This window comes from Crenobacter caeni, from assembly GCF_010435965.1.
Taxonomy (GTDB): Bacteria; Pseudomonadota; Gammaproteobacteria; order Burkholderiales; family Chromobacteriaceae; genus Craterilacuibacter; species Craterilacuibacter caeni.
Genome location: NZ_JAAGAA010000002.1, coordinates 255,698 through 269,937 on the forward strand (window position 1 = coordinate 255,698; position 14,240 = coordinate 269,937).

17 protein-coding genes are annotated in these 14,240 nt (G+C 67.9%); 8 read left to right on the forward strand and 9 right to left on the reverse strand.

The window, feature by feature from the left end:
* Positions 1–37: 37 nt before the first annotated feature.
* Both GZH52_RS03325 and GZH52_RS03330 read right to left on the reverse strand, forming a co-directional pair.
* Positions 38–541, reverse strand: a complete 504-nt coding sequence (locus GZH52_RS03325) for a YbaK/EbsC family protein (RefSeq protein WP_163315084.1) — start codon at positions 539–541, stop codon at positions 38–40.
* Between the two features lie 14 nt (positions 542–555).
* Complete coding sequence (locus tag GZH52_RS03330) at positions 556–1,182, reverse strand: LysE/ArgO family amino acid transporter (protein WP_163315085.1); 627 nt, start codon at positions 1,180–1,182, stop codon at positions 556–558.
* A gap of 100 nt (positions 1,183–1,282) precedes the next feature.
* On the opposite strand from GZH52_RS03330, the gene GZH52_RS03335 reads away from it, so the two are divergent.
* Positions 1,283–2,179 carry a LysR family transcriptional regulator ArgP gene (locus GZH52_RS03335; protein ID WP_163315086.1) on the forward strand — a complete coding sequence of 299 codons (897 nt, stop codon included), beginning with the start codon at positions 1,283–1,285 and terminating at the stop codon, positions 2,177–2,179.
* Between the two features lie 156 nt (positions 2,180–2,335).
* Positions 2,336–4,108: a monovalent cation:proton antiporter-2 (CPA2) family protein gene (locus GZH52_RS03340; protein ID WP_239057992.1), complete on the forward strand. Its 1,773-nt coding sequence runs from the start codon at positions 2,336–2,338 to the stop codon at positions 4,106–4,108.
* A 118-nt stretch (positions 4,109–4,226) separates the two neighbouring features.
* On the opposite strand, the gene GZH52_RS03345 is transcribed toward GZH52_RS03340, so the two are convergent.
* Both GZH52_RS03345 and GZH52_RS03350 read right to left on the reverse strand, forming a co-directional pair.
* The gene (locus GZH52_RS03345) at positions 4,227–4,673 is read right to left on the reverse strand and encodes an LEA/WHy family protein (protein ID WP_163315087.1); all 447 of its coding nucleotides are present in this window, start codon (positions 4,671–4,673) and stop codon (positions 4,227–4,229) included.
* A 3-nt stretch (positions 4,674–4,676) separates the two neighbouring features.
* A complete protein-coding gene (locus GZH52_RS03350) occupies positions 4,677–5,570 on the reverse strand; it encodes a LysR family transcriptional regulator (RefSeq protein ID WP_163315088.1) in 894 nt (297 codons plus the stop codon).
* Positions 5,571–5,684: 114 nt separating this feature from the next.
* On the opposite strand from GZH52_RS03350, the gene GZH52_RS03355 reads away from it, so the two are divergent.
* Positions 5,685–6,104 (forward strand): CidA/LrgA family protein, encoded by a 420-nt coding sequence (locus GZH52_RS03355; RefSeq protein ID WP_163315089.1) that lies wholly within the window; start codon positions 5,685–5,687, stop codon positions 6,102–6,104.
* 1 nt (position 6,105) lies between these two features.
* Positions 6,106–6,789, forward strand: a complete 684-nt coding sequence (locus GZH52_RS03360) for an LrgB family protein (protein WP_163315090.1) — start codon at positions 6,106–6,108, stop codon at positions 6,787–6,789.
* A 66-nt stretch (positions 6,790–6,855) separates the two neighbouring features.
* On the opposite strand, the gene GZH52_RS03365 is transcribed toward GZH52_RS03360, so the two are convergent.
* Positions 6,856–7,515, reverse strand: a complete 660-nt coding sequence (locus GZH52_RS03365; protein ID WP_163315091.1) for a YiaD family glycine zipper/OmpA-like lipoprotein — start codon at positions 7,513–7,515, stop codon at positions 6,856–6,858.
* Positions 7,516–7,685: 170 nt separating this feature from the next.
* Between GZH52_RS03365 and GZH52_RS03370 the strand changes: the two genes are divergently transcribed.
* Together GZH52_RS03370 and GZH52_RS03375 are read left to right on the forward strand one after the other, a co-directional pair.
* Complete coding sequence (locus tag GZH52_RS03370; protein ID WP_163315092.1) at positions 7,686–8,171, forward strand: acyl-CoA thioesterase; 486 nt, start codon at positions 7,686–7,688, stop codon at positions 8,169–8,171.
* Entirely contained in the window at positions 8,168–8,827 is a 660-nt protein-coding gene (locus GZH52_RS03375; RefSeq protein ID WP_163315093.1) for a TIGR01621 family pseudouridine synthase, read from the forward strand. Before GZH52_RS03370 ends, GZH52_RS03375 begins: the two co-directional genes overlap by 4 nt.
* A 3-nt stretch (positions 8,828–8,830) precedes the next feature.
* Here GZH52_RS03375 and rpoS read toward each other — a convergent pair whose 3' ends face one another.
* From rpoS to GZH52_RS03390, 3 genes are all read right to left on the reverse strand, one after another.
* Positions 8,831–9,775 (reverse strand): RNA polymerase sigma factor RpoS, encoded by a 945-nt coding sequence (gene rpoS / locus GZH52_RS03380; RefSeq protein WP_163315094.1) that lies wholly within the window; start codon positions 9,773–9,775, stop codon positions 8,831–8,833.
* Positions 9,776–9,944: 169 nt separating this feature from the next.
* Positions 9,945–11,711 (reverse strand): ferrous iron transport protein B, encoded by a 1,767-nt coding sequence (gene feoB, locus GZH52_RS03385; RefSeq protein ID WP_163315095.1) that lies wholly within the window; start codon positions 11,709–11,711, stop codon positions 9,945–9,947.
* On the reverse strand, positions 11,708–11,935 hold the full coding sequence (locus GZH52_RS03390) for a FeoA family protein (RefSeq protein WP_163315096.1): 228 nt from the start codon (positions 11,933–11,935) through the stop codon (positions 11,708–11,710). Before GZH52_RS03390 ends, feoB begins: the two co-directional genes overlap by 4 nt.
* A gap of 139 nt (positions 11,936–12,074) precedes the next feature.
* On the opposite strand from GZH52_RS03390, the gene dcd reads away from it, so the two are divergent.
* Both dcd and GZH52_RS03400 read left to right on the forward strand, forming a co-directional pair.
* Positions 12,075–12,650: a dCTP deaminase gene (gene dcd, locus GZH52_RS03395; protein ID WP_163315097.1), complete on the forward strand. Its 576-nt coding sequence runs from the start codon at positions 12,075–12,077 to the stop codon at positions 12,648–12,650.
* Between the two features lie 136 nt (positions 12,651–12,786).
* Positions 12,787–13,071: a YMGG-like glycine zipper-containing protein gene (locus tag GZH52_RS03400; RefSeq protein ID WP_163315098.1), complete on the forward strand. Its 285-nt coding sequence runs from the start codon at positions 12,787–12,789 to the stop codon at positions 13,069–13,071.
* A 54-nt stretch (positions 13,072–13,125) separates the two neighbouring features.
* Here the strand turns inward: GZH52_RS03400 and GZH52_RS03405 are convergent, their stop codons facing one another.
* On the reverse strand, positions 13,126–14,187 hold the full coding sequence (locus GZH52_RS03405; protein ID WP_163315099.1) for a mechanosensitive ion channel family protein: 1,062 nt from the start codon (positions 14,185–14,187) through the stop codon (positions 13,126–13,128).
* Positions 14,188–14,240: the final 53 nt, after the last annotated feature.

The window sequence follows — 14,240 nt, forward strand, 5'->3', positions numbered from 1 at the left end:
ATGGACGCTGCCCGGTCAAAAACCAAGCCGCGCCCGGCTAGCCCTGGGGGGCGTCGGCTTCGTCCAGCCAGTAAAGCGGGTTGGGTAGCGCGGCGAGTAGCGCCGGCAAGTCGCGCGCGGCGAACGCGAAGGTTTGTTCGGGCAGTCCCGGCGTGAACATCAGCGAGTGCATCGAGACGAGTGCCGGGTCGACCAGCAGCGGGATATGCGCGGACAGCGCGAACGGGCAGAGCGCGCCGGGCAGGCAGCCGGTCACGGCCTGAATCTCCTCGTCCGCGCACACCGATACGCGCTGGCCGAGCAGGGCCTTCACCCTTTTCGCGTCGAGCCGGCTGTCGCGGTGGGTGAGCAGCAGCGCGTGGCTGCCGTCCTTGCAGCGCAGGAACAGGCTCTTGGTCGGCTCGGCGGTCCAGCCAAGCGCCCGGCCGACGCGTTCGTCGGTCTCGTAGTCGAGGATGGGTTCGTGCTGCCACGCTTGGTACCCGACCCGGGTTTCGGTGAACAGCGCGACGCAGCGCGCGTGGATGGCTTGCAGGGTCATGATGTCTTCCGTGTTCAGGGTTGCCAAAGGGTGCGCGCGAGCTGGATTGCGAGGATCAGCATCAGGGTGCCTACGGCGGCGTCCACGGCGCGCTTGACGCGCGGCCGGCTCAGGGTGGCCGCGTAGCGGGCGGCGCCCAGCGAGAGCCCGCTGAACCAGCAAAGCGCCGCCAGCGCGCTGCCCAGTGCGAACCACGGCCGCTCGTGCGCGGCCAGCTGGCCGCCAATCGCGCTCAGGATCACCAGCGTGTCGAGGTAGACATGCGGGTTGAGCAGGGTGACCGCCAGCGTGGCGAGCGCGACGGCGAAGCGGCTGCTGCGCGCCGCCTGGCCGGCGCCGGGGGCGTCGGCCGGCGCGGGACGCCAGGCGTTTTTCAGCGCGAACAGGCCGTAAGAAACAAGGAACAGGCAGCCGGCGGCGGTGACCACCGACAGCAGGGCGGGCGACTGGCCCAGCGCGGCACCGGCGCCGAACACGCCGAGGCTGACCAGCGCGATGTCGCAGGCGACGCAAATGGCCGCCACCATCAGGTGGTGGTGGCGGCGGATGCCCTGTTCAAGGACGAAGGCGTTTTGCGCGCCGATCGGCACGATCATGGCCAGGCTGAGGGTCAGGCCCTGCCAGAGTGGGGTGGTCAGCATGGTGGGTGTTCCTTATGGGGTGCTTGCAGCATAAGGAATGGTTTGTCTTTAGCAAATCTAATAATCTTAATGAATTATCAGTGCTGCTAATGGTGCGTGCATGCGCGGACTCGATTACCAGTGGCTCGCGGCGCTCGACGCGGTGGTGTCTTGCGGCGGTTTCGACAAGGGGGCGCAGGCGCTGTGCGTGACGCAGTCGGCCGTCTCCCAGCGCATCAAGCAGCTGGAGCGCTGGCTCGCCCAGCCGGTGCTGGTACGCGCGACCCCGCCGCGGCCGACCGCCGCCGGCCGTCGCCTGCTCGGTTTTTACCGGCGGGTCCTGCTGCTGGAGCAGGAACTGCTGCCCGGCCTGTCGCCAGACGGGGGCGGCGCGCCGCTGCCGGTCGCCATCGCCACCAACGCCGACAGCCTGGCCACCTGGTTGCTGCCGGCGCTCGCGCCGCTGATGCAGGGCGGCCAACTGGTGCTCAACCTGATGGTCGACGACGAGAGCCGTACCCTGAACCGGCTGCGTTCGGGCGAGGCGGTGGTCGCCATCAGCAGCGAGCCCGCGCCGATGGCCGGCTGCGTCAGCGACTACCTGGGGCAGCTGGACTACCTGTGCGTGGCGAGCCCCGGCTTTGCCCGCCGCCACTTCCCGCACGGGGTGGACGCGGCGGCGATGGCGCGCGCGCCCGCGGTGGTGTACGACCGGAACGACGACATGCACGCGGGTTTCCTCGCCGCGCACTTCGCGCTGGCCCCGGTCGGCTGGCCGCGCCATGTCGCGCGCTCGTCCGAGGCTTTCGTCAAGCTGGCAGTACTGGGCGCCGCCTATTGCCTGGCCCCGGCGCCTATGGTCGGCGGCGCGCTCGCGCGTGGCGAACTGGTCGAGCTGACGCCGGGGCAGGGCGTCAGCCGCGCCCTGTACTGGCACCGCTGGAGCCTGGAAAGCGGGGTGCTGTCGGCCCTGTCGGACGCCTGCATCCGCCACGCCCGCGGCGTGCTGCGCCAGTGAGCGGGCGCGCGGGGCTACGGTTCCCGTTTGCAGGACGCCTGTTGCAGGACAACCTGGGCGCGTGTGACGGCCCCGAGGCGGGGCAGGACGGATGGTGGCGCGCCTTTTTCCGGCGAGGCGGCTATACCGGCAGTATTTGCCGGGCGGAGCCTGACCATGCACCCCATGCTGACCGAACTTGCCCTGTTGCTGGCGGCCGCGGTGTTCGTGGTACCGCTGTTTCGCCGGCTGGGGCTGGGCGCCGTGTTGGGTTATCTCTTGGCCGGCCTGCTGATCGGCCCGTCCCTGCTCGGGCTGGTCGACGACGTCGAGCGGATCTCCGCGCTGTCCGAACTTGGCGTCGTCCTGCTGCTGTTCGTGATCGGACTCGAGCTTGCGCCGGCGCGGCTGTGGGTGATGCGCCGGGCAGTGTTCGGGCTGGGCGGCGCGCAGGTTCTCAGTACGGCGCTGCTGTTCGGCGGCGTCGCGTGGTGGCTGAGCATCCCGTGGCAGGGGGCGCTGGTGGTCGGCACCGCGTTGGCGCTCTCGTCGACCGCGCTGGTGATCCAGTCGCTCGCCGAACGCAAGCAACTCGCGAGTGAAGTCGGCCGCGATGCGTTTGCCGTGTTGCTGATGCAGGATCTGTCCGCGATCCCGCTGATGTCGTTGATGCCGGCGCTGGCGGGGCAGGCCGGTGGCTTTGACGCCTGGCACGCGCTGCGGCTCCTGGTGCTGGTAGGCGCCCTGTTGCTGGGCGGACGCTACCTGCTGCGCCCCTTGTTGCGCTATGTCGCGCAGGCAAGGAGCAGCGAGGTGTTTACCGCGTCGGCCCTGCTGGTGGTCACCGCTGCCGCGCTGCTGGCCGAATGGGCCGGGCTGTCGATGTCGCTGGGGGCGTTCCTGGCTGGCGTGCTGCTGTCCGGTTCCGAGTACCGGCATGCGCTGGAGGCGGACATCAACCCGTTCAAGGGCCTGTTGCTCGGGCTCTTCTTCATGGCGGTGGGGATGGGGGTGAGGCTGGACCTGATCGTCGCCGCGCCGCTGTTGGTGTGCACCTTGCTATTGGCCTGGATGGCCGGCAAATACCTGTTGTTGCTGCTGCTCTCGTTCGCCGCCGGCCGGCGCGGCGCGACGCCGTGGCGGTTCGCGCTGATGATGATGGTCGGCGGCGAGTTTGCCTTCGTGTTGTTGGCGCTGGCGCGCAGCCACCAGCTGTTGCAGGCGGCTGCCGCCGAATTGCTGACGGTGGTGGTCACCCTCAGCATGCTGCTCTCGCCGGTGCTGGTGGTGCTGGCCGAGAAGGCGGCGGCCTTGCGCCGGCCGCCTGAGCGGCCTGCCGACACCATAGACGAACGTACGCCGGTGCTGATCATCGGCTTCGGCCGGGTCGGCCAGATCGTCGCCCGCCTGTTGCAGGCACACGGCCTGCCGTTTACCGCGATCGATATCGACGCCGGCCATATCGAGTTTGTCCGCCGTTTCGGCAACCGCGTCTACTACGGCGACGCCCGCAACGCCGAACTGTTGCGTACTGCCGGTGCGGCCGACGCATCGCTGATCGTGCTGGCCATCGGCAAGGTCGACGTCTCGCTCGAAGTGGCTCGCCTGATCCGCGACGCTTTCCCCGGGCGGCCGCTGCTGGCACGTGCACGCAACCGTCAGCACGTCTACCAACTCTGGCAACTGGGTATCGAGCAACTCTGGCGCGAGACCTTCGCGTCTTCGCTGGAAATGGCGGAAGCCGCCTTGGTCCGTCTTGGGGTTGCCCCCGAGCGGGCGAGGCAGAATGTCGGGCGCTTTCGCGAACGCGACGAGGCGCTGTTGCGCCAGCAGGCCGAACTCTCGCGCGACGAGGCAGCGCTCGCTCAGTCGAGCCGGCAGGCGCTGGCCGAACTGCAGGCGCTGTTCGAGCAGGCGTCGGCCAGCGAAGGCCGGGAGCGCGAGCGTTGACCGCGGCCGAGGTCGCCTGGGTCTTGATAGGGCATTGAACGGGCAGGCCGGTCGGCCGCCCGCCACCGCCCATGTCCAGGGAAAGCAGAGCAGGGCTGGGTTCCGGACGGGATGACGGTCAGCGCGTCAGCGACCAGCGACCGCTGCGGTCGATCGGCAGGTCGGTGAGACCGTTGACGTCGTTGATGCGCCCCTGCAGCCGGTAGTCTACGCCGCCCCCCGAACTGAGCAGGCTGCCGGCCTGGCGCAGCCAGTCGGCGAGCGAGGTGCGCATGCGGAAGTTCACCACCGCGCTGCCGCGGGCCGGCACTTCGAACGCCTGGTCGCTCAGGCCGTCGGCCAGCTTGTCGCCGTTGACGAACAGCGTGAAATTCATGCCGCGCGCGCTCAAGGCAAAAGCGTTGGGGTTGCTCACGCGCAAGGCCACGTCGAAGTTCTGCTCGAACAGCGTGGACTTGCCGGCGGGCTTGATGTCGCTGAGGCTGACCTCGGGTTTTTTCAGGCTAAGCGTCGAGCACGCGGCGAGCGTGAGAACGAGTAGTGCGGCGAAGAGTCGCTTGAACATTGTTCATCCTTTCGTCTGATCGAGGGTGGCCCGCGTGGTGTCCAGCCACGCGCGGGCGGCGTGCGTGAGGTAGCCGTCGCGCCGCCAGATCAGCGCAAGGTGCCAGTTTAGCGCGTCCTCGGCCAGCGTCGTGATCTCGAACGCGTCCGCCGGCAGCCGCCGCGCGACCGAGCGCGGCAACAGGGCGACGCCCAGGCCGGCGCTGACCAGCTCGCTGATGAAGTCCCAGTGCGCGCTGCGCCCGGCAACGTCGAGCGTCTGCCCCAGCGCGGCGAATGCCGCGGCGATGCGGTGTGACAGCGTGAAGTCTTCTGGGTAGAGGATGAAGCGCTCGGCGGCGATCATCGTCAGCGTCACCGAGGCCACTCCCCGCCAGCGGCTGCCCGCCGGGGAGATCAGGCACAGCGGGTCGCACACTACCTCCAGCGTGTCGAATACGCTGGTGTCGACCGGCAGCACGGCGACGCCGATCTCCAGCTCGCCCGCCTTCACCCGTTGCTCGATGGCGCGCGCACCGTCTTCGACCAGCTTGAGCGCCACCTTCGGGTAGCGTGCGCGGTAGGCGCCGACGATGGGCGCGAAGCGCGCGGCACCGACCATCGGCGGCAGGCCGAGCACCAGTTCGCCTTGTTCTAGCGAGGACAGCTCGGCCAGCCGGGCGCTTAGGCGGCGCGCGCCGGCGAGCAGTGCCTCGCCCTCGTCGAACACCACGCGGCCGGCGTCGGTCGGCCGCACCTGGCGGCGGTCGCGCTCGAGCAGCGTCTGGCCCAGCTCTTCTTCCAGCTGACGCACCATCTTGCTGATGGTCGGCTGGGTGACGCACAGGGTGTCGGCTGCCCGCGTGAAGCTCTGCTGGCGGACCACTTCGGTAAAGTAACGCAGCGCGCGCAGGTCCATTGCATTCCTTTGTGGAATCGTTGCCATTACTTTAATTCATTTTTTGCATCAAATGGCGCGCCTTATACTGCGAGTGTCCCGATCGGCCGTCCCGGCTGTCCATCCATCGCCATCATGTCCGAACCTAATTCACGCATTTCTTCCATCCTGCTCACCGTGGGGCAGGTCGCCTTGCTGTCCCTGATCTGGATGGCGGCGCAATACGTCTCCGTACACTATCTGCCGCAACTGCCAGGCGGCGTGCTGGGCATGCTCGCGCTGCTTGCCCTGTTCGCCAGCGGCAAGGTGTCGCCTACCTGGTTCGAGCGCGGCGCAGGCTGGCTGCTCGCCGAGCTGTTGCTGTTCTTCATTCCGGCGGTGATCGCCATCGTGAATTTCGGCGAGCTGTTTGCCGACGCGGGCGCGCGCATCGTGCTGGTGATCGTGCTCTCCACCGCGCTGGTGATGCTCTCCACCGCGTTCGCGGTCGAATGGACGGGCCGCCTCGTCAGGCTGCGCCGTCGCCGCGTGCGCCTGGCCGCGCTGGAGGTGTGACATGCTGTCCGTGCTCGGGGTATTCAGTTTTGCGGTGACCCTGCTCGCCTATTTCGGCGCCAAGCGCCTGCACGCGCGCCTACACCGCTGGTGGTCGGCGCCGATCTTCCTGGTGCCGGTGCTCTTGGTGTTGCTCCTGCTTGCCTGCCGTATCCCGTACGCGGCGTACTGGCAGACCACGCATTGGCTGAGCTGGCTGCTCGGGCCGGCGACGGTCGCCTTCGCGCTGCCGATCTGGCGCCACCGCGCGCTGATCGCCCGCCAGTGGCTGCAACTGGCCGCCGGCGTGACGGTCGGGGTGCTGGTCGGCGTCGGCAGCTCGGTCGCGCTGGCCCGCCTGCTGGATCTGCCGCCGGCGCTGCAGCACGCGCTCGCGCCGCGCTCGATCAGCACGCCGTTCGCGCTGGCGGCCGCCCCCTCGTTCGGCGGCGACGGCCAACTGGTCGCGATCTTCGTGGTGATCACCGGCGTGGTCGGCATGGTGCTCGGCGAAGCGCTGCTGGCGCTGGTGCGGGTGCGCGGCAGCGCGGCGCGCGGCGCGCTGTTCGGTGCGGCCGCGCACGGCGCCGGCACCGCCAAGGCTTGCGAGATCGGCGAGGAGGAGGGCGTGGTCGCCAGCCTGACCATGATGCTGTGCGGGGTGGTCACCGTGCTGCTCGCTCCCTTGCTCGCCCACCTGCTGTAGACCTCACTCTTCAACAAAAAAGGCGGCGCCCCATCGGGCGCCGCCTTTCTGTCAGCCGTTACCGGCTTACTGCTGCGGTTTCGGGTTGATCAGGATCTCGACGCGGCGGTTCTTGGCGCGGCCGTCGGCGGTTGCGTTGGTGGCCACCGGGCTTTCCGGGCCGTAGCCGCGGGTGCTGATGCGGCTGCCGGCGACGCCGTCGGCGCGCAGCACGTTGGCGACGGCCTGCGCACGCTGCTGCGACAGCTTCATGTTGTAGGCGAGGGCGCCGCTGCTGTCGGTGTAGCCGTTGACGGTGATGGTGGTCTCCGGGTACTGGTTGAGCACGCGGGCGACATCGCCCAGCGCGCGCTGCGCCGCGCCGCTGACCGCGTAGCTGTTCAGCGCGAAGGTGATGTTCTCCGGCATGACGAGCTTGATCTGGTCGCCGACGCGCTCGACCTGGACCTGCGTGTTGGCGAGCTTGGCGCGCAGCTCTTTTTCCTGGTTATCCATATAGAGGCCGACGCCGGCGCCGATCGCACCGCAGGCGAGCGCGGCGTTGCGCGCGCCCTTGCCGCCGGAAATCAGCGCGCCGGCGATGCCGCACGCGGCGGCGGCGCCCAGGCCGTAAGTCGCGGTCTTGTTCATTTCCTGCTGGCCGGTCAGCGGATTGGTGGTACAACCGGTGACAGCGAGCGCGCCGGCGACGATGGCGGCGATCAGTACCTGCTTTTTGTTCAGCATGTCTTGTTCTCCCTCGGGGTGGGTGAGGCACGGCCTGCCGCGGGCAGGCGTGCGAAGTTGCAAAACCAATGTTAGATAGTACCATCCTGCATTGCCATCGCCGGTAGCCCATGTCGGGCAGCTCATGCCGGATGGCGCATTTCGGACATGACCCGTTTTGAAGGATAGCGATGGACGCGATCAACCCGCATGAATTGACGATGTCGGTACTGATGACGCCCGATATGGCGAATTTCTCCGGCAACGTGCACGGCGGCGTGCTGCTCAAGCTGCTCGACCAGGTCGCGTACGCGTGCGCGAGCCGTTACGCCGGCCACTACGTGGTCACGCTGTCGGTCGACCAGGTGCTGTTCAAGCAGCCGATTCACGTCGGCGAACTGGTGACCTTCCTCGCCGCGGTCAACCATGTCGGCCGCACCTCGATGGAGGTCGGCATCAAGGTGGTCGCCGAGGACATCCGCGCGCGCACCGTCCGCCACACCAACAGCTGCTACTTCACGATGGTCGCGATGGAAGACGGCCAGCCGGCGGCGGTGCCGCCGCTGGAATTGCGCGACGAGGCGCAGCACAAGCGTTTTCGCGAGGCGGCAATCCGCAAGAAGATGCGCGTCGAGGCTGCCGAGCGGATGCGCCGCGAGGTCGGGGGTGACGCATGAGCGCGCCGCCCTTCACGCTGGTGCACGCCGACGCGCGCTTTTACGTGGTCGCCAAGGCCGCCGGCGTCGGCTTCCACCGCGAGGGCGACACGCCGGGGTTGATGGATTACCTGCGCGAGGGGCTGGCCGATACGGCCCTGTGGCCGGTGCATAGGCTGGACTTGGTCACCTCCGGGCTGATTGTCGTCGCCCGCTCGGCCGCTGTCGCCGCGGCGCTGGGCGCGGCGTTTGCCGCGCACGAGGTGGAGAAGACCTACCTTGCGCTGTCGGACCGCAAGCCGAAGAAGAAGCAGGGGTGGGTGCGCGGCGACATGGTGAAGGCGCGCGGCGGCGCGTGGCGGCTCACGCATACGCTGGATTCGCCGGCCGTCACCCGTTTTGACAGCGTATCGCTCGCGCCCGGCGTGCGGCTCTTCATGCTCTACCCGCAGACCGGACGCACCCACCAGCTGCGCGTCGCGCTCAAGAGCGTGTCCGCGCCCATCCTGGGCGACGCGCTGTACGGCGGCAGTCCCGCCGACCGCGTCTACCTGCACGCCTACCGCCTGGCGTTCCGGCTGGGCGGCGAGGCGTTCGATTTCACCTGCCCGCCTGCGGGCGGCCTGTTCGACACGCCCGCGCTGGCGGGCGTGCTCGCCCAAGAGGCAGCGCGCTGACGCTTACAGCAGCAGCGTGGCGTCGATGCCCTGCTGGCGCAGGATGCGCTTGAGGTGGTCGAGCGCCTCGATTTGTGTCTGGCGCACCCGCTCGCGGCTGAGCCCGAGCTCGCCGGCCAGCGATTCGAGCGTCTGCGTGTCGTGCGCGTTGAGCCCGAAGCGGCGCTCGATCACGTAGCGCTGGCGCTCGGAGAGTTGCGCGAGGCAGTCCTGCACGTAGGCGTCGACCCGGCCGTGGTGCAGTTGCAGCTCGGGCGCTTCCTGTTCCTCGTCGCAGATGGCGTCGCCCAGCGTCAGCATCGGGTCGTCGTCCAGCGGCGCGTCGAGCGAGCAGGTCCGCTCGTTCAGCAGCAGCATCTGGCGGACCTGCTGGACGGGCACGTCCATCCGGGCGGCGATCTCGTCTTCGCTGGGCGCGTGGCCGTTGGCGTTTTCCAGCGCGCGCGCGGTGCGCAGGTAGCCGTTCAGCTCCTTGACCACGTGCACCGGCAGGCGCACCGTGCGCGACAGGTTCATGATCGCGCGCTCGACGTTCTGGCGGATCCACCAGATCGCGTAGGTCGAGAAGCGGAAGCCACGGGACGGGTCGAACTTGTCCAGCGCGTGCATCAGCCCGAGGTTGCCTTCTTCCACCAGATCAAGGAAGCTGACCCCGCGGCCCGTGTAGCGCTTGGCGACCGAAATGACCAGACGCAGGTTGCGTTCGATCATTTCCTGGCGGGCTTTGAAATCACCTTCCTTGATCCGGAGGGCGAGCTGGCGTTCTTCTTCGGCGCTCAACAGCGGGCGGCGGCCGATGTCGTTGAGGTAGATCTGGGCGATGTCGAAGGTTTCGTCGTTCTGGGCGTCGGCGCTGGCGATTTCATCCGGCGCGTCGTCCGCCCTCAGTTCGTTTTCTTCTTCTTCAGCGCTGTTGGCGCACTCCGTGACGTACAGGTTTGCAAGCATGCCATGTTCCTTTGGGTAGGGCTTTTATTGGCGTGGCAGCATTCTGGTGCTGCCATATCATTGAATCCTAAATTAGGATTTGTTGATATGCTAAGTCTGTTTTTGGCGAAGTGCAAATGGTTTTTTTGCATGAGCCGGGGACGGGCCGCTAGCGCGGAGGAAGGGCGTCCTACAGGCGGCTGGCAAGCTGGAAGAAGACGAAGCTGACCAGCCAGGCCAGCAGCAGCGACCAGCCGACCGACAGCAGGGTGAAGCGCGCGCTCTTCGACTCGCGGCGGATCGCGGCGACGGTCGACAGGCAGGGCACGTAGATCAGCGTGAACAGCAGGAAGCTCATCGCCGACACCCAGTCGAGTTGGGCGGCGAGCGCGGTGGTCAGCTGGCCGTCGCTGACACCGTAGACGACGGCAAGCGAGCCCAGCAGGATTTCCTTGGCGACGAAACCGAACAGCAGCACGACCGCCAGCGGCTCCGGAATGCCGATCGGATCAAGCAGCGGCGAGAGCACGTGGCCGATCGCGTCGGCGACGCTGCCGTAGCCGCCGGCGGGCAGGCGGGTCAGCAGCCAGACGAGGACGACGCCGGCGACGATGAAGGTCGACGCCAGGCGCAGGAAGGCGGCCACCTCGCCCCAGGCGCGGGTGAGCACGTGGCGCGCTGAAGGTAGCCGGTAGGGCGGCACTTCGAGCAAATAGGCCTCGGACGCGCACAGCCGGCGCTTGAAGAGCCAGGCGGTCAGCATGGCGGCGGCGAGGCTCACCGCGTAGAAGGCGGCGAGCACCCAGGGCGCGTGCCGCGGCGAGAACAGCGCCGCGCTGAAGAACAGCACCACCTGCAGCCGCGCCGAGCACAGCGAGAACGGGATGATCAGCATCGAGAGCAGCCTTTGCCTGCGCTCGCGCAGCACGCGGGTGCCCATCACCGCCGGCACGTTGCAGCCGAAGCCCATCAATTGCAGCACGAAGCCGCGGCCGTCCAGCCCCAGCCTCGCCATCAGCGCGTCGGTCAGGTAGGCGGCGCGCGCGAGGTAGCCGCTGTCCTCGATCAGCGCCATCAGCACGAAAAACACGAAGATGATCGGCGCGAAGGTGGCGACCGTGCTCACCCCCTGCCACAGGCCGTCCAGCAGCAGGCTCGCCAGCCAGCTAGGCAGGTGCGTAGCCAGCGGCGCGAGCCACGCCTCGCGCATGCCCTGCAGCGCGTTGCCCAGCATTTCCTGCAGCGGGCCGCCGATCAGGTAGGTGCCGTTAAAGAGCGCGGCCATGATCGCCGCGAAGGCGGCAAGTCCCAGCCACGGGTGCATCAGCACCTGGTCGAGGCGGTGGCTCAGCCTTTTGGGCAAGGTCGGCGGCAGGCGCCAGACGCCCGCGAGCAGTGCCTCTGCCTGCTCGACGGCCTCATGGGTGTCGGGCAGCCCGGCCAGGCGCGCGCGTTGCGGGGTGCCTGCCTGGCGGGCGAGCGTGGCGAGTGCCTTTTGCAATTCGGCCCAGCCCTGGCCGCTGCGGGTGCTCACCAGCACCAGCGGTGCACCCAGGCGATGGGAGAGCGCCGCAGCGTCGATGTCGATGCCGAGCAGTTCGGCTTCGTCGGCCATGTTGAGCACGATCAGGCAGGGCAGGCCGGTAGCGGTCAGCTGGATGGCCAGCGGCAGCTGGCGGTCGAGCTGGGCGGCGTTGAGCACCAGCACCAGCGCGTTGAAGTCGCGCGCGCCGAGCACGTCGCGCACCACCGCCTCGTCGTCGGTGTAGCCGGAGAGGTCGTGGATGCCGGGCAGGTCGGTCAGCTCGACCATCTGGTTGCCCAGAAGCAGGCGCGCGTGGGCGAGTTCGACGGTCAGCCCGGGCCAGTTGCCGACGCGCTGCGAGAGGCCGGTGAGCCGGTTGAACAGCGAGGACTTGCCAGTGTTGGGCAGGCCGACCAGCGCGAACTGCCTCATGCGCGCTGGTCGACTTCGATATGGCGGGCGAGGCTGCCGCGCAACAGGAACTGGGTGGTGCCGACTTCCAGCATCAGCGGGCCGCCGAAGGCGGCGCGGCGCGCGAGGTGAACGGTCTGGCCGGGGCGCAAGCCGAAGGCGGCGACCCGGCGCAGGGTGTCGTCGTCCAGGTCAAGCCGGGTCACGATGCCGCGCGTCCCCGCGCGTAGCCTGTCAAGCGTCATGCAAAAGCCGTCTGTCTGATTGGGAACGATTCCCAATCTATGCCTGTGGCAAACAGGGTGTCAATGACTTGGGTCAAGGGATGGCTATGTGCGGGCGCAGGCAGTAAAATCGCGCGATTGAAATGAAGGGATCAGCAAGATGAGCATCAAGTCCGACAAGTGGATTCGCCGGCAGTGCGAAGTGGCCGAGCACCCGATGATCGAGCCGTTCGAGGCCGACCAGGTCCGCCACATCGACGGCCAGAAGGTGATCTCCTTCGGCACGTCGAGCTACGGCTACGATATCCGCTGCGCGGACGAGTTCAAGGTGTTCACCAACATCAACAGCACCATCGTCGACCCGAAGAATTTCGACCCGGACTCCTTCGTCGAGGTGTCGGGCAAGGGCTACTGCATCATCCCGCCCAACAGCTTCGCGCTGGCGCGCACCGTCGAGTACTTCCGCATCCCGCGCTCGGTGCTGACCGTGTGCCTGGGCAAGTCGACTTATGCGCGCTGCGGCATCATCGTCAACGTGACCCCGTTCGAGCCGGAGTGGGAAGGCTACGTGACGCTGGAGTTCTCCAACACCACGCCGCTGCCGGCCAAGATCTACGCCAACGAGGGCGTCGCGCAGGTGCTGTTCTTCGAGTCGGACGAAGTCTGCGACGTCTCGTACAAGGACCGCGGCGGCAAGTACCAGGGGCAGGTCGGCGTCACGCTGCCGCGCACCTGACAGTCTGCGGGCTGGACAGCAACGGGCGCTGCAGGCGCCCGTTCGCATTTACATTTGCCAACAGTTTGCTGCTCGACCGCGCCGGCAACGCTGGCGAGAATGCAGGCTAATACGATCGAACCCGAGTGAAACGAACATGAAGTTGCGATACCTGTTGCCCATTGCCCTGTTGGGCTTCTCTTCCGTCGGAGCGCAGGCTGCGTCCACTTCCGATCTGATCGTCGGCGGCGCGCTCGGTGGCGCTGCCGGTGCGGTGATCGGCGATGCGGTCGGCGGGCGGGACGGCGCGGTGATCGGCGGGGCGCTGGGCGCCGGCGTCGGCGTCGCCGTCGTCAACAAGCACAGCAAGCCCACCTACTACCCGTACCATCACGGCCACAAGCACAAGAAGAAGTACCGCAAGTGGCGGCACCACGACTGAACGTCGTCGCACTATCTAGAACGCCCCGGCCATCCCAGCCGGGGCGTTTCGTTTTCAGGCGCGGGGCGCGCTGTCGGCTTCGACGAACAGCGTGCGGCTGGGGAAGGCGAAGTCGGCGCCGTGGCGGTGCACGATGTCGACGATCGCGAGCAGCACCTCCTGCTGCACCGCGAGCCACTTGGCCCAGTCGGTGGTGCGCGTGTAGCAGTACACCATGATGTTCAGCGACGACTCGCCGAAGGCGTTGAAGTTGACCAAGAGGCTCTGCGTCTGGTCGATCTCGGGGTGGGCGGCGAGCATCGCGTGGATGTCGGCGACCACCGGCGCGACGCGCGCGCTGTCCTCGTAGCGCAGGCCAACGGTGGTGGTGATCCGCCGGTTGCTCATGCGCTGCGGGTTCTCGACGGCGATGGTCGAGAACACCGAGTTGGGCACGTAGAGCGGGCGGTTCTGGAAGGTGAAGATGCGGGTCAGCCGCCAGCCGATATGTTCGACCGTGCCCTCGATATTGCGGTCGGGCGAGCTGATCCAGTCGCCGACCTTGAACGGGCGGTCGAGGAAGATCATCAGCCCGCCGAAGAAGTTGCTGAGGATATCCTTGCCGGCCAGGCCGATGATCAGGCCGCCCGCGCCGCCGAAGGCGAGCAGGCCGGACAGGCTGAGGCCGAACTGCTGGCCGACGCCGAGGAAGACCACCAGCAGCACGCTGGCCTTGGCGAGCTTGGCGACCGCGTTGGCCGAGGTCGCATCACTGCCGGCGTCGACGTGGATGTGCTCGGACGCGTCGATGTAGCGGAACGCGCCCCACAGCACGGAGAGCGCCAGCGCGCAGGCGCGTAAGGGCGCAATCCACGGCAGCAGTTCGGGCAGCAGGTGGCGCGCGGCGACGTCGAGCAGCAGGCTGGCGCTGACAACGCCGATCACCGCGAGCGCGACCGGAGACGCCTGCTGCCAGAACGCCTTGAGCAGGCCGCGGCGCAAGGAGGCTTCGCCGCGCGCCAGGCGGCGCAGCAGCAGATACCAGCCGGCGAAGGCGAGCAGCGTGAAGAACAGGATGAGGCCGACTTCCCATAGGGTGCGCGGCGCGAAAGCAGGATCGGATAGCGGTTCGGTCATGGCGTGGCGAAAACTTGGTCAGCCTTCATTGAAGACGGTGGCCGGCATTTCTG

Excerpts from the sequence above, each read along its gene's own strand:
- GZH52_RS03345 (WP_163315087.1), bottom strand. The coding sequence starts at position 4,673 with ATGTTCAAGCGACTCTTCGCCGCACTACTCGTTCTCACGCTCGCCGCG.
- GZH52_RS03400 (WP_163315098.1), top strand. The coding sequence starts at position 12,787 with ATGAAGTTGCGATACCTGTTGCCCATTGCCCTGTTGGGCTTCTCTTCC.
- GZH52_RS03335 (WP_163315086.1), top strand. The coding sequence starts at position 1,283 with ATGCGCGGACTCGATTACCAGTGGCTCGCGGCGCTCGACGCGGTGGTG.
- GZH52_RS03325 (WP_163315084.1), bottom strand. The coding sequence starts at position 541 with ATGACCCTGCAAGCCATCCACGCGCGCTGCGTCGCGCTGTTCACCGAA.
- feoB (WP_163315095.1), bottom strand. The coding sequence starts at position 11,711 with ATGAGGCAGTTCGCGCTGGTCGGCCTGCCCAACACTGGCAAGTCCTCG.
- GZH52_RS03365 (WP_163315091.1), bottom strand. The coding sequence starts at position 7,515 with ATGCTGAACAAAAAGCAGGTACTGATCGCCGCCATCGTCGCCGGCGCG.
- GZH52_RS03375 (WP_163315093.1), top strand. The coding sequence starts at position 8,168 with ATGAGCGCGCCGCCCTTCACGCTGGTGCACGCCGACGCGCGCTTTTAC.
- GZH52_RS03360 (WP_163315090.1), top strand. The coding sequence starts at position 6,106 with ATGCTGTCCGTGCTCGGGGTATTCAGTTTTGCGGTGACCCTGCTCGCC.
- GZH52_RS03340 (WP_239057992.1), top strand. The coding sequence starts at position 2,336 with ATGCACCCCATGCTGACCGAACTTGCCCTGTTGCTGGCGGCCGCGGTG.
- GZH52_RS03405 (WP_163315099.1), bottom strand. The coding sequence starts at position 14,187 with ATGACCGAACCGCTATCCGATCCTGCTTTCGCGCCGCGCACCCTATGG.
- GZH52_RS03390 (WP_163315096.1), bottom strand. The coding sequence starts at position 11,935 with ATGACGCTTGACAGGCTACGCGCGGGGACGCGCGGCATCGTGACCCGG.
- GZH52_RS03370 (WP_163315092.1), top strand. The coding sequence starts at position 7,686 with ATGGACGCGATCAACCCGCATGAATTGACGATGTCGGTACTGATGACG.
- GZH52_RS03330 (WP_163315085.1), bottom strand. The coding sequence starts at position 1,182 with ATGCTGACCACCCCACTCTGGCAGGGCCTGACCCTCAGCCTGGCCATG.
- GZH52_RS03350 (WP_163315088.1), bottom strand. The coding sequence starts at position 5,570 with ATGGACCTGCGCGCGCTGCGTTACTTTACCGAAGTGGTCCGCCAGCAG.
- GZH52_RS03355 (WP_163315089.1), top strand. The coding sequence starts at position 5,685 with ATGTCCGAACCTAATTCACGCATTTCTTCCATCCTGCTCACCGTGGGG.
- dcd (WP_163315097.1), top strand. The coding sequence starts at position 12,075 with ATGAGCATCAAGTCCGACAAGTGGATTCGCCGGCAGTGCGAAGTGGCC.
- rpoS (WP_163315094.1), bottom strand. The coding sequence starts at position 9,775 with ATGCTTGCAAACCTGTACGTCACGGAGTGCGCCAACAGCGCTGAAGAA.